The sequence below is a fragment of the Sunxiuqinia rutila genome, assembly GCF_050589705.1.
Lineage (GTDB): Bacteria > Bacteroidota > Bacteroidia > Bacteroidales > Prolixibacteraceae > Sunxiuqinia > Sunxiuqinia rutila.
Window position 1 is genome coordinate 103037 of record NZ_JBNGOT010000007.1, and the last position, 14114, is coordinate 117150.

General features: G+C 44.8%; 11 protein-coding genes. 9 read left to right on the forward strand and 2 right to left on the reverse strand.

Going from position 1 to position 14114, the window contains the following annotated elements:
• Positions 1–271: 271 nt before the first annotated feature.
• The 7 genes from ACRD6K_RS10515 to ACRD6K_RS10545 all read left to right on the forward strand — a co-directional run bounded on the left by ACRD6K_RS10515 (position 272) and on the right by ACRD6K_RS10545 (position 9330).
• Entirely contained in the window at positions 272–1936 is a 1665-nt protein-coding gene (locus ACRD6K_RS10515) for a uridine kinase family protein (RefSeq protein ID WP_430973226.1), read from the forward strand.
• A gap of 243 nt (positions 1937–2179) precedes the next feature.
• Positions 2180–2779, forward strand: coding sequence for a TetR/AcrR family transcriptional regulator (locus ACRD6K_RS10520; RefSeq protein ID WP_430973227.1), 600 nt, complete (start codon positions 2180–2182; stop codon positions 2777–2779).
• A gap of 51 nt (positions 2780–2830) precedes the next feature.
• Positions 2831–3484 carry a TetR/AcrR family transcriptional regulator gene (locus ACRD6K_RS10525; protein WP_430973228.1) on the forward strand — a complete coding sequence of 218 codons (654 nt, stop codon included), beginning with the start codon at positions 2831–2833 and terminating at the stop codon, positions 3482–3484.
• 12 nt (positions 3485–3496) lie between these two features.
• Positions 3497–4795 (forward strand): TolC family protein, encoded by a 1299-nt coding sequence (locus ACRD6K_RS10530; RefSeq protein ID WP_430973229.1) that lies wholly within the window; start codon positions 3497–3499, stop codon positions 4793–4795.
• Between the two features lie 21 nt (positions 4796–4816).
• Positions 4817–5866 (forward strand): efflux RND transporter periplasmic adaptor subunit, encoded by a 1050-nt coding sequence (locus ACRD6K_RS10535; RefSeq protein WP_430973230.1) that lies wholly within the window; start codon positions 4817–4819, stop codon positions 5864–5866.
• Positions 5867–5905: 39 nt separating this feature from the next.
• Positions 5906–9025: an efflux RND transporter permease subunit gene (locus tag ACRD6K_RS10540; RefSeq protein ID WP_430973231.1), complete on the forward strand. Its 3120-nt coding sequence runs from the start codon at positions 5906–5908 to the stop codon at positions 9023–9025.
• A gap of 11 nt (positions 9026–9036) precedes the next feature.
• Positions 9037–9330 (forward strand): PG0541 family transporter-associated protein, encoded by a 294-nt coding sequence (locus ACRD6K_RS10545; protein ID WP_430973232.1) that lies wholly within the window; start codon positions 9037–9039, stop codon positions 9328–9330.
• Positions 9331–9421: 91 nt separating this feature from the next.
• On the opposite strand, the gene ACRD6K_RS10550 is transcribed toward ACRD6K_RS10545, so the two are convergent.
• Complete coding sequence (locus ACRD6K_RS10550) at positions 9422–10729, reverse strand: MATE family efflux transporter (protein WP_430973233.1); 1308 nt, start codon at positions 10727–10729, stop codon at positions 9422–9424.
• Positions 10730–10996: 267 nt separating this feature from the next.
• Between ACRD6K_RS10550 and ACRD6K_RS10555 the strand changes: the two genes are divergently transcribed.
• On the forward strand, positions 10997–11596 hold the full coding sequence (locus ACRD6K_RS10555) for a superoxide dismutase (RefSeq protein ID WP_299580884.1): 600 nt from the start codon (positions 10997–10999) through the stop codon (positions 11594–11596).
• A 284-nt stretch (positions 11597–11880) separates the two neighbouring features.
• Here ACRD6K_RS10555 and ACRD6K_RS10560 read toward each other — a convergent pair whose 3' ends face one another.
• On the reverse strand, positions 11881–13140 hold the full coding sequence (locus tag ACRD6K_RS10560; protein ID WP_430973234.1) for a metallophosphoesterase: 1260 nt from the start codon (positions 13138–13140) through the stop codon (positions 11881–11883).
• A 391-nt stretch (positions 13141–13531) separates the two neighbouring features.
• Between ACRD6K_RS10560 and ACRD6K_RS10565 the strand changes: the two genes are divergently transcribed.
• The gene (locus tag ACRD6K_RS10565) at positions 13532–14107 is read left to right on the forward strand and encodes a superoxide dismutase (RefSeq protein WP_299580877.1); all 576 of its coding nucleotides are present in this window, start codon (positions 13532–13534) and stop codon (positions 14105–14107) included.
• The last annotated feature ends 7 nt before the right edge of the window (positions 14108–14114 follow it).

The following is a 14114-nucleotide window of genomic DNA, read 5'->3' on the forward strand; positions in this document are numbered from 1 at the left end:
AACCTTGAATTGAAAAACGAACTGAACCAAGGGAAACGGGCTTGCATCGTGAAATAATGTCTTGGAAACGCAGGTGTTCCTCCTATGAAGCCTGTACTGGCAGGTCCGGCTACCGACCATCGGTGTTATGAACCTGCTATCGTTCCGTGAATATTCCCTTTTCCCGGAGATGATGAAAACGACATAAGTCCCGGCTTTTTTCAGATTTAGTCTGGGAATTGTTGAGGGGTGAGCTTATGTCAGATGTCTAAAAAACTAAAAAGAAGAGCTGATGAAAACCATTGAAATTTATTGTGAGAATAACCAAACAACAAAAGCATATCCTTTAGGAACCACGCTGGAAGAGATCAAGGATGATCTTCAGATAAAGTTGCAAAACCCGGTTTGCGGGGCTTTGGTGAACCACAAAGTGAAGGAACTGTCCTTTGCGGTTGTGAAATCCAAGCGCATTCGCTTCATCGATTACTCGCATCCGGATGGACGACGTTTGTACACGCGTTCTTTGCTTTTCCTGCTTTATGTGGCGGTAAAGGAAACCTTTCCCCAGGTGAAACTGAAAATCATGAATGGAATTTCGCAAGGATACTATTGCGAGCTGGTTGGCCTGGAGCGCCCCATTACCGAGTCGGATATTTTTGAATTGAAAAGTGAAATGCGACTGTGGGTTGAGCGTAACCTGCCCATTGAAAAACGCGGCATGCCTACCACCGAGGCTGTCGATATTCTGCTTCAGCAAGGGCTGGAGGAAAAAGCCCGTTTGTTTGAGCAACAAGGAACATTGTTTAGCTACCTCTATTTTGTTAATGGGCTGGCCAATTATTTCTACGGACACCATGTCCCCACAACGGGCTACCTGACCAATTTTGGTCTGGAAAGCTATTTCGATGGCTTGTTGTTGCAGGTTCCGCAACCCGATAACTTTGACACGCTGTATCCGGTTGTCAAACAGGAAAAGCTTTTCGGTGTTTTCAAAGAGCATAAACAACGGGCCAGCATTCTGGATGTGCCTGATTTGGGGAAACTGAATGAATATACGGCGCGAGGGAAAAGTGGAGACATCATTAAAATATCGGAAGCCCTGCATGAAAAGAAGATTGCCGAAATTGCTAACCAAATTGATGCCTTGCACGATAGGATTAAGGTGATCCTGATTGCCGGACCTTCTGCCTCGGGGAAAACCACCTTTACCAAGCGGCTGGCCGTGCAACTTGCCGTAAATGGCCTGGTGCCGCATATGATTTCGCTGGACGACTACTTTGTCGATCGCGAGAAAACACCGCTCGATGCCAATGGGGAATACGATTTTGAAGCCTTGGAAGCCATCGATATTGAGTTTTTCAACGAGCAGCTACTTCAGCTGTTTAATGGCGAAGAGGTGGAGTTGCCCAAGTTTAACTTTTCGCTTGGCAAGCGCCTGAACTCCGGCGAGAAACTTCGTTTAGGGAATGGACACTTGTTGCTGGTGGAAGGAATTCACGGAAATAACCCGGGATTGACACCGCATGTGGATGAAGGACAGAGTTTCCGCATATTCTTATCGGCGCTTACCCAAATTTCGTTTGATGATCACAACCATATTTCCACGACGGATAACCGCTTAATCCGGCGAATGATTCGCGATAGTATGTATCGGGGCTATTCTGCTGCAGAAACAATCCGGCGCTGGCCGAGTGTGAAAAACGGCGAAGAGAAAAATATTTTCCCTTACCAGGAAAATGCGGACGTGATGTTCAATTCGGCCATGGTTTATGAACTGGCCGTGTTGAAAAAGTACGCTGAGCCCCTGTTGAAGCATGTGCCGGAGAACCAGGTTGAATACTGCGAAGCCAATCGTTTGCTGAAATTTTTCAGCTACATTCAGAGCATTGACGACGAGGAAATTCCCCCAACCTCACTTATCCGGGAGTTTTTGGGAGGCAGTAGTTTTATGTATTAACCCAGATTCGGTATCGCTTCAAAGGTTGGTCTGCTTAGCTGTAGAAAGGCCTTGCCGAAATTGATAAATACTTCAAAAAGGCTGAGTTTTAGATTGAACTCAGCCTTTTTTTATGCAGTGAGGTGAGCGATGTGCACATTTGGGGCAAGGAGCGGTGAGGGATTGGTTATTTAACTTTTTTTGGGTGAAAAAACTTTGGCGGTTTTTAAAGTTTTCTCTACTTTTGGCCGAAATTGAATTAAAATGGAAGTACGCGATCGAATAATAGAAGAGGCCACCCGCTTATTTTTCAAATTTGGTATCCGAAGTGTTACCATGGATGATATTGCTGTTGGTATTGGTATCTCGAAGCGGACGGTTTACGAGAACTTTAAGGATAAGACGGAATTGGTTTATACCTGTATGCGTGTCTTGATGCAGAAGCAGGAGCAAAAGAATCAGGAGGTGATGAGCCGTTCGGGCAATGTGATAGAAATTCTTTTGACTTCAATGAGGGAGGGAATTAAAGCCATTAATAGCATTAGTCCGTTGTTTTTTCATGACCTGAAGAAATACTATCCGGAAATCTGGAAACCGTTGCATGAGGAAAATCAAAAAAAGAATTACAACCAGATTTACACCCAGCTCCGAAAGGGGATTAATGAGGGATTGTTTCGAAAGGAAATTCATGTGGATATTGTATCCAAGTTGTTCTACGAACAAATTAACCTGATTTCGGATGAAACCATTTTCCCTCATGATGAATACATGTTTGCTGATGTATTTCAAAGCATGATGATTAATTTTATTCGCGGTATTTCAACGCGCAAGGGAATTGATTTGGTGGATGAAATGTTAGCGTAAATTTTTTTAGCCCATTAAAAACTTTTAAAAACGCCAGAGTTTTCGAGGTTTATGATCGATAATCAAAAAATAATAGAAAAGACCTATCAGCTTTACTTAAAATATGGGATTAAAAGTGTTAGTGTGAACGAAATTTCGGCCATGCTCGGTATTTCCAAAAAGACACTTTATCTCCATATCCGAAGTAGAAATGAGTTGTTGGAGCAGGTTGTGGACTATGGCAGGCATAAGTTTCTGACAGGCTTACGCCGAGCTATTGATGCTGAGGTAGAGGTGCTTCCGCAATTGGCTCAGTTTTTTCATTATGTGATCAAGAATGTCCGAAAAACAAACCCTTCTTTCCTGCTTGATCTGAAGAAGGTGAGTCCAGTCCAGTACCAGAAGGTGGAAGATCTTCGAAACAACCAGTTGTACCGGCTGATTCGTCCGATTATTGAGCGGGGAGTTGAGCAGGGGCTGTTTCGTTCTAATCTGGATCTTCGGTTGGTCTATCTCAACCTGATTTCGAAAATGTCGGAACGCGCAGTACGTGTGTCACCGGCTTATAGTCAGGCTATTTTGGGAGATACCATGTATCGGCTAATTCTAAATGATTTGATTGGAATAAGCACGGTGAGCGGACATCAGAAAATTGAAAGACAGTATAGTGATTTGCTCCAGCTTGTTCAGCCGGAGTTGTATATAACTAATTCAGAAAACAATTAAGACCAATTAACAATGAGTAGAAAACAGATTATGCTGTTTGTTCTGGCGTCGCTCCTTTTTCAGGGAGCGATTGCTCAGGACAAGCTTTCCATCGACTTAAACGAGGCGAAGCAACATGCTTTGCAGTTCAATAAAAATATCCAGAACTCAGCGCTTTCGGTGCAGCTTTCGCAAGAGCAGCTGAAGCAGACAATTGCTGCTGGATTACCACAGGTTGATGCTACGGCGGATTATAACAATGCTTTGGGAGCCGAAATTTCCATTCAGTTTGCCGAGGGACAACCAGCCTCTCAAATTCCGATTGACCCGACCAGTAGTTTCAATTTAACGGTAGGGCAGTTGATTTTCAGCGCCAACTACTGGGTGGGTGTTCAAACGGCCAAGTTGTATCAAAAGCTTTCGGAGAAGAGTCAGACCAAGACCGAGCGCGATGTCCTTAGCCAGGTTGTTGAAAGTTATTACCTGGTTCTGGTTTCTGGCGAGACCCTGGAAATCCTGCAGGGAAACGTCAAAAACCTGCAAGCCATCTATGACAAAACGGCCCCTTTGGTGGAGTTCGGAATGACCGAAAAGGTGGAGTTGGACCAATTGTCGGTTCAGCTGAACTCGCTTAAAAATGCAGTGAAATCGGCAGAGAGACAACACCTGATGGCGGAGAATATGTTGCGCTTGCAGTTGGGAGTTGAAGCCGATACGGAGTTGGAATTGACCGAAGAACTGGATGGATTGCTGGCTGATGATCCGTTTGAACAAAGCCTGATGGAGGGATTTGAACTAACTGAGAACATCGACTACCAGCTGATGACGGCTCAGGGAGAAGTGCAGGAAAAGCAAGTGGACATGCAAAAAGCCAATTACCTGCCTACCTTGTCCAGTTACTATTCGTTCAACCACAAAATTCTAAAGCCGGCTTTTGATATGGCTCCTACACACATGGTTGGTTTGCAGATGAATATTCCAATTTTCTCAAGTGGCGAGCGCAGGGCAAAAGTGCGGGCAGCTAAGATTGATCTGGAAACTTATCGCAATGAGCAAGCCCTCTTGGAAGACCAACTTGCCATTCAATATAAGCAGTTGAGCTTTAACCTGAAAAGTGCATTGGAGAACTTTAAGAATCAACAAACAAACATTGAAGTCTCGCGCGAGGTGTACCAAAACCTTAAACAGAAATATGAGCAAGGCATGATATCGAGTCTGGAGTTAACCAGTGCTGATAACAACTACCTCAAAGCCGAATCGGATTATCTGCAGGCTGCATTGGAGCTACTGCAGGCCCAAAATCAATTAAACACGTTAACCGGAAAACTTTAAAAAACAATGAAACAAATAAACATGAAACGATTCAATTACAGCATAGCTCTGGGAGCATTGGTGTTGTTTGGCCTGGGGGCTTGCTCTTCTGATCAGGAGAAAAAAGTGAAGGAAACTCCTGATGCGGTTACCGAAAGGGTACGCGTAACAACACTGGGAGCTGAAGAAATTACCCGGACCGTGGAATATACAGCTACCCTGGAACCCTTTAAGGAAGTGCATATGGCACCAACTTCGCCTGGACGTATTGAAGCTATTCGGGTTGAGCTTGGCGACCGCGTGAAAGCAGGACAGGAGTTGGTTCGGATGAACGACACCCAACTGATTCAGGCTGAAATTCAACTGAATAATTTGAAGGCAGACTACACGCGTCTGGATACTCTGAAAAAACTGGGAAGTATTGCTCAGCAACAATACGAACAATTGCAGGCGCAATACGAAGCAGCTCAGGAAAATGTTGACTTTTTAAGAAAAAATACCATTCTGAAGGCTCCTTTCAACGCGGTTATTTCAGGGAAGTATTTTGAATCGGGCGAGATGTATTCCGGAACACCGGTGGCAACGGTTGGTAAAGCAGCCATCCTTTCGGTCATTCAGGTAGATAAGTTGAAAGCCATTGTGAGTGTTTCCGAAAAATACTTTCCTAAAGTGGAACTGGGAATGCCGGTGAGCTTGCGCTTTGATGTTTTTCCGGGAGAGTCTTTTGAAGGCAAAATCTTCCGTATTGCACCGACCATTGACTCACAAAGCCGCTCTTTTGAAGTGGAAGTAAGTATTGACAATCCCAAATGGCAGTTTCGTCCGGGAATGTTTGGTCGCGTAACCATTGGTCTGGAGAAAACCGAGGCAGTTGTACTTCCGGCCTTAGCTATTCTGAAAATGCAGGGATCGAACATCCGCTACCTGTTTGTTGAGGAAAATGGCCGGGCAAAACGGATTGACGTTCAGCTGGGAAAACGTTTCGATGACAAGGTGGAAGTTATATCTGATCAGTTAGCAATTGGCGATCAGGTGATTGTTGAAGGTCAGGCCCGCTTGTTGGACGGTGGTCTGGTTGAAGTGGTAAACTAGTCTGATCAGAAATAATGTAGAATTTAAGAAACAACAATTATGAGTATATATAAAAGTGCGGTTGACAAACCGGTTACTACCTTCATGATTTTTGTTGCCATCATGGTGATGGGGGCGTTCTCGCTCATCAACATTCCGGTTGATTTGTACCCGGAAATGGAGCCGCCCTATGTCTCGGTGATGACAACTTACTCCGGAGCCAACGCGGCGGATATTGAAACCAACGTGACCAAGGTGCTCGAAGATGCCTTGAACTCCGTAGATAAATTGAAGGAAATTTCGTCCACCTCGTCGGACAATATTTCGGTTATTTCTTTGGAATTTGAGTGGGATGCCAACTTGGATGAAGCAACCAATGATATTCGGGATGTGATTGACCGGATGCTGGACAACCTGCCGGATGGGGTAGATCGTCCCACTATTTTCAAGTTCAATACCAGTATGTTCCCCATCCTTTTTTATGCCATCACGGCAGAGGAATCCTATCCGGGACTGGAGAAACTGATTGACGAAAAAGTGATTAACCCCTTGAACCGGGTTGATGGTGTTGGTTCGGTTGCCATGGTGGGAACGCCCCAGCGGATGGTTTATGTGGATGTGGATCCGAAACGACTGGATGCTTACGACCTGACGCTGGAACAAATTGGTTCGGTCATCTCGGGCGAAAACCGGAACCTTCCCTTGGGGAATGTGAAAATGGGTAAGATCGATTACCAAATTCGGGTTCAGGGAGAGTTCTCCGAAAGTGAACGAATCAACAACCTGGTAGTGGCCAGCAGAAATGGCAAGCAGGTTTTTGTGAAGGATGTTGCCACGGTGCGCGATACCTTGAAAGATGTTACGCTGGAAGAACGGATTAACGGAGAAACCGGGGTGCGGCTGTTTGTCATGAAGCAGTCGGGTGCCAATACCGTAAAAGTTGCCCGCCAAATCAAAGACCGGCTGGAAGAGTTGAAAGTAACTTTGCCTCCGGATGTCAAAATTCAGGAGATTTTTGACTCTTCGACCTTTATTAAAGGATCAATCAGCAACCTGTCGTCCACCCTGATGTACGCCATGATCTTTGTTGTGCTGGTGGTGCTGTTCTTCTTAGGACGTTGGCGTGCCACCTTCATTATTGTGCTTACGATTCCAATTTCGCTGATTGTTTCGTTTGTTTACCTCTACCTGACGGGCAGTTCGCTTAACGTTATTTCATTGACCTCGCTGTCGATTGCCATTGGAATGGTGGTGGACGATGCCATTGTGGTCTTGGAGAACATTACCCGGCACGTGGAGCGAGGAAGTAGCCCACGGGAAGCTGCCATTTATGCGACCAACGAAGTGTGGATGTCTGTTATCATTACCACGTTGGTGGTGGTGGCTGTGTTCTTCCCGCTGACCTTGGTGTCGGGAATGACCGGCGTATTGTTCAACCAGTTGGGATGGATTGTGACCATTACCGTTGTTACTTCTACCCTGGCCGCTATTTCGCTGACACCGATGTTGGCCTCGCGGATGTTGAAGCTGAGTCAAAAGAAAAAACCTCGCCGGTTCTCCTGGGAGAATACCATTGAAAAATGGCTCTATAAATTTGACTTGATGTATGAGAACTTATTGCGTCGACTGTTGCATTACAAGTCCATGGTTATTATCAGTACCTTCCTGGTGTTCTTTGGCTCTTTATTCCTGATGAAATACATTGGAAGTGACTTTATGCCGGAGTCGGATGAAAGCCAGATTCAGGCCAATATTGAACTTCAAACTGGTTTGCGGGTGGAAGAAACTGCAAAGGTTACGCGCCAGCTGGAGGCAACCATTCGTGACCGGTATCCGGAAGTGGAATTGATTTCATCTTCTTCGGGAGCCGATGATGAGGGCGGCTTTATTTCAATGTTCAGCACCACCGGGTCCAACATCATTAACCTCACTCTTCGCTTGAGTGATATTGATGAGCGTGAGCGGACGGTTTGGCAGATTGCGGATGATTTCAGGGCGCAGGTTGCCTTGCTGCCTGAAGTTGTAAGCTCTACCATTTCAACCTCTACGCAGGGACTTGGAGGATCAGGAAATACCGTGGATTATGAAATCTATGGTTACAACTTCGATGTAACCAACCTGTATGCCGAGCAAGTTTTGGATCGGCTGAAAAGAATGGATGGAGCACAGGATGTGACCATTAGCCGGAAGAATGACAAACCCGAACTACAAATTGTGCTGGATCGGAACAAGTTGTCGGAACACGGACTGACAACCGCCCAGGTGTCAATGTTCATTCGTAACCGCATCAACGGCCTAGTTCCTTCTTACTATAAAGAAGAAGGGGAAGAGTATGACATCAAAATCCGTTTGGAAGAAAAATACCGGAACTCCATTTCTGATATTCAGGAAATGACAATTGTGACTCCGGCCGGACAAAAAATCAAGCTAAAAGAACTGGGTAAAATTGAAGAATACTGGTCGCCGCCAAGCATTGAGCATAAACGTCGCGAACGCTTGGTTACCATTTCGGCATCACCCGACGGCATTTCATTGGGTGAGCTGGCTAACCGTATTAAAACCGAGACCGCTCAGCTTGATACGCCTCCTGAAATTGTGGTTTCGGTTGGTGGAGCCTATGAAGATCAGCAAGAATCATTTATGGATTTGGCCATGCTTTTTGGCTTGAGTTTGATCCTGGTGTTTATTGTGATGGCTTCTCAGTTTGAATCGTTGCGGATGCCGCTGATTATCATGTTCTCAATACCGTTTGCTTTTACCGGGGTGATTTTGGCCCTGGTGGTTACCGGAACAACCCTGAGTGTTGTGGCTGCCTTGGGAGCGGTACTTTTGGTGGGTATTGTTGTGAAAAACGGTATTGTATTGGTCGACTTCATTAACCTGATGCGGGATCGTGGAGTGGAGTTGTATGAAGCCATTGCCCTTTCCGGAAGGTCGCGTTTGCGTCCGGTACTGATGACCGCTGCCACGACCATTCTGGGAATGCTGCCCTTGGCCATGAGTACCGGTGAAGGAGCTGAAATCTGGCGCCCCATGGGAATTACAGTTATCGGTGGTTTGATATTCTCAACACTGGTTACCATGGTTATTGTGCCCGTGATGTATGCTGTTTTGGCCAGCCGTGGCGAACGCCGCAAGAAGGAAAAAGTGAGACAGCAGTTTGTATTTATGGACAAGTAAAACGGAAAAAAATGAAAGCGGTATTTATAATTTTTAATCAGGCGAATACTGAACGTGTTGAGTACATGTTGGATCGCCTGGATGTTAGAGGATATACCTGGTGGAACAATGTACTTGGACAGGGCTCGGTTGATGGTGAACCCCGGATGGGTACTCACACCTGGCCTGAAATTAACTCAGCAGTCATGACGATTGTGCCCGACGAGAAAGTCGATGTTCTTCTGGAAAAAGTGCAGAAACTGGATGAGGTCAACAAAGAAGTTGGCGTGCGGGCCTTTGTTTGGGACGTTCTAAAATCAGTATAAATCACTCTTTGTCATGGCCCTTCCCAATCGCAGTTTTGTTGATAGGGGAGGGCCTTTTTTTGTCCGAATGCTTGGGGCCGGACTTCAAAAGCTATTGTTTGATGAAGTTGTGGCGCATCACCCGGGGAAACAAAAACGTTTGAAATACACCACGGCTAAGCATAAACAACATCATAGCCACCCAAAGTGCATGGTCGCCTAAAAAAGGCTGCATCAGAAAATACCCCGGAAGGAAGACTAGTAGACTGGCGCCAAGCATGCTGTTGCGCATTTCTTTGGAGGCTGTGGCACCAATGTAAATTCCATCCCAAATAAATGAGGCAAACGAAAGCAAAGGAAGCAGCACCAGCCAACAGCGAAAGGTAAGCGCTGTTTCAATCAAATCGGGCTGATTGGTGAGCAAACCCAAAATGAAACGGTTGGCAAACAGGTAAATCAGTGCAAAAGCAAAGGCCAGCAGGCTGCCCCAATAAAAGAGCAGACGGGTTAGCCGCAGGAATAAACCCCGGTTTTGTTCGCCTTTGTAGCGACCGGCTAGTGCTTCGCCGGCATAGGCAAAGCCGTCAATAAAAAAGGCAAAAAACAGTAAAAACTGTATAAGAATGGAATTGACAGCCAGCATGTGGTTGTTAATACTGGCCGATTTTGAGGTGAAAAAGGTAAAAACAAAAATGACACAGAAGGTGCGGATGAAGATATCGGAGTTGACCCGAAAAAAGTTTTTCATGGCCTTGGCATCGATAATGGCGGTCCAGTTCCAAGGCTGAATCAATTGACGATAGGATCTGAAAAACAAGAACAGCCCCAGCACAACACCCAGGTACTGGGCCAGCACCGTGCCCAGAGCTACCCCAGCCGAATTCAGGTGAAATGTTTTAACAAACAGAAAACTTAGCACGATGTTGAAAACATTGGCAGCAATCGATGTAATCATAGGTAGCCGGGCATTTTGCATGCCTAAAAACCAACCGTTGAGAACATACAGCCCGAGTGTGGCCGGAGCTGCCCAAATTCGAATGCGGAAATATTCGCGAGCCAGTGCTTCCACTTCATCTGTTCCGTTAATCAATTGAAAGCTCAGCCATTCAATCGGAAACTGCAGCAGAAGGATGAGTAGCCCGATAACGCTTGAAATCAGCATGGCGCGCAGCAAAATATGGTAACTTTCTGGTTTGTTTTTTTCGCCGTAAGCCTGTGCGGTAAACCCACTGGTGCCCATACGCAAAAAGCTAAAGCCCCAATAGATGAAGTTAAAGATTACGGTCCCCAACGAAACAGCGCCAATGAAGACTTCAGAATCCAGATGCCCCATTAGTGCCAGATCGACCAGTCCCAATAATGGAATGGTGACGTTGGCAACAATGTTTGGAATAGCTAAACGGAGAATATTTCGGTTCACAATTTTTTTTGTGCAAAGGAACAAAAAATAGTTTAGGCCACTAAATTCACTTTACGCCAGTCTTATGTAAGCAACGAAGAATGACAGAAAGCCTGTAAACAAAGGAGCTTTTCAAAGGAGGAGCCGCATTTCCTCTCATTGGCAGATCCTATTTGGGATAGATATTTTCAATAAAAATAGATCGAAACTAATTTGGTTGAAAACAATTTACCCCTTAGTTTTGTATATAAAGATAAAGAAATCCGAAAATCATAAAATAGAATTAATATGGCATTTGAATTACCAAAATTAAGTTACGCATACGACGCTCTTGAACCATTAATTGATGCGCGCACAATGGAAATCCACCATAGCAAGCACCACGCAGCTTACACCAGTAAGTTGAATGACGCGGTTAATGGAACCGAGCTCGAAGGAAAATCAATTGAAGAGTTGCTGGCCAATGTGTCATCGCACTCAACAGCCGTTCGTAATAACGGTGGTGGTTTCTATAACCACAATTTGTATTGGGAAATCATGACCCCCGGTGGGGCATCCCAACCTGAAGGAGATTTATTAAAAGCTATAACTGATTCGTTAGGATCAGTCGATAAATTTAAAGAAGCTTTTGCCAATGCAGCTGCAACCCGATTTGGTTCTGGTTGGGCTTGGTTGGTAAAGCAGGGTGATAGTTTGGTTGTTTCATCAACACCCAATCAGGATAATCCTTTAATGGATGTTGCTGATGTGAAAGGGACTCCAATTCTTGGAATTGACGTTTGGGAACATGCTTATTATTTAAAGTATCAGAACAAACGCCCCGATTACATTGAGGCTTTTTGGAAAGTCATCAACTGGGATGAAGTAGCCAAACGGTTTAAAGGTTAGTTGATTTTTGGTTTTTTTCCCCGAAGCAGAGGCTTCGGGGTTTTTATTGCCCTAAAGTTTGTAATCTCCTGAGCTTTTGAATATCGAGGAAATCCTCAATAGAACTTCTGTTTTAAGGGGCAGAGGTTGTTGCATACCGAAATTCGGGACTAACTTTTACTGGAAAATTCAAAGCCTTTTTTAAGCTCGACTCGGGCAGTTACAGCTGACCGTTTAACATCGCTTTCAATATTCTCCTTATTATTTCTCCCACCAATATTCGATCTTCACTCGATTTGTAAAAATTAAGTCAATTCAATCATTGTAATTTCAGGTAAGATGCCTAAACGACCTTGGTAACCAATAAACCCAAAGCCACGATTTACATACAGGTATTGGTTTTGTTGTTGGTATAGCCCTGCCCATTGGTCGTACACGTATTGAACCGGACTCCATTTAAAGCCGGGAATGTCAATGCCAAACTGCATACCATGCGTATGTCCGCTTAGGGTGAGTGTAATGTCCGTGAAATTTTGACGAACCTCAGCATCCCAGTGCGAAGGATCGTGACTCAGTAATATTTTTAGCGGAATGTCTTTGTTTTCCAATCCGGCAACCGCTTGGTTCAGATTTCCATATTTTGGAAAGCCAACTTTTGCTCCCCAGTTTTCAATACCAATTAAGGCCAGTTGTTGCTTATCCCGGTCCAGGAGCACGTGTTCATTGAGCAGTAATTGCCAGCCCATGGTTTCATGGTGTTGCTTGAGCGTTTCCAAATTTTGCTTTTTGGCTTCTTCAGAAGGCCAGGATACATAATCACCATAGTCGTGGTTTCCCAGTACGGAATATACGCCTAAAGGGGCTTTTAACTCTTTGAAAACATCCAGGTAGGGTTCTAGTTCCTCCGCTTTATCATTGACCAGGTCTCCGGTAAAAACAATCAAATCGGGTTTTGTTTCCATGATGGCAGCGACTCCTTCAGCCACGGCCTCCCGGTCATCAAAACTCCCCGAATGAATATCTGATATCTGAATAATACGCAAGCCTTTAAAGGCATCCGGAATGGAGGGAGCGTTTAGCGGGACACGCCTGATTTGGTATCGGTACCGATTGGTCATACCATAAAGCAAGCCTGAAGTAAGTGCAGCCCCCATCAGCAACGCTGTTTGAGAGATAAAGGTAAACCGGCTGATTAAGCGTGAGCCTTCAGCAGGAACATCAGCAGGGCTATTCTTAAATGACAGGAAAAATTTGACCGCATTGGGAAGCAGCAGTAGCAGATCGCCAAGTAACATGATCGCCGCAATTAGTACTTTACCTAGAAACACGCCAATAAGCCCGTTGACCAGGTACTTAAGAGCAACCGATGGCCATGCCGTTTTGCCCCAGTGTGGAAAGGCCCACAAACTCCACAAGGTAGCGAGCGAAAGCAGGACATAAAGTAAAAATACCCCCCATTGCGTGCTATTGTTTGTAGGGCGCAGAACGGTTCGTAATGCGACAAAAGAATAATACTCAACGGCCAGGATAAAAAGGCCAAATATTAGAAACTGTTTGCTAATCATCTTCTTGTTTTCTGGTTTGCTGCTTCTTTTGCTGACTGTGTTGACTTACTGGAGAATCATTAGAAAAGAAACTGTCAAATAATAACAAGTCGATCCGTGATATGGTTGTGGTTGCAACTTGAAACTGAAATATGACAGTGGGAATAGCGAACATTGAGTTTATGGCAGAGATATTGGATTTTTGGGAAGCTATTTTGAAAGGATGCTCAAATAGTTGTTCTCATCTTGTAAGCGCTTCATTGTTAGCATTCGGGCTTTGGACCCTTGCTTGGCGGGTTATCTGGAATCCTTTTAAATAGCTGGCGGCAGGTTTTTTCTTCAAACTTTTTAGACTTACTTCATGTTAGAATGAAAAAAATCAACCAAAAGTCTAACTTTTAAATTAAAGATTATGTCATTTGAATTACCGGTGTTACCCTACGCTAAAAATGCGTTGGAACCTTACATTAGTGAGCAAACGTTGGAGTTTCATTACGGAAAACACCATCAAGCCTATGTTAATAACTTGAATAATCTGGTTCCTGGAACGGCGTTTGAAAATGCCGATCTTGAAACGATTGTTAAAGAAGCCGAAGGCGGAATTTTTAATAACGGAGCACAGGTTTGGAACCACACGTTCTACTTCTTCCAGTTTTCAGCTACGCCGGTTTTAGAACCTGCCGGAGCATTAAAAACAGCCATCGAAGAATCATTTGGTTCAGTTGACGCCTTCAAAGAAGCTTTCAATAAAGCGGCGGCTACTCTGTTTGGTTCAGGCTGGGCCTGGTTAGTTAAAGATGAGCAAGGGAAATTGAGCATCGTTCAAACCAGCAATGCGGCCAATCCATTGCGTGATGGCTTAACGCCATTGATGACTTGCGACGTGTGGGAGCATGCGTACTATCTGGATAAGCAAAATGCCCGTCCGAAATACATTGAGGATTTCTGGAAAGTATTGGACTGGAAAGTCATTTCAGAACGTTTCTAAAGCCAAT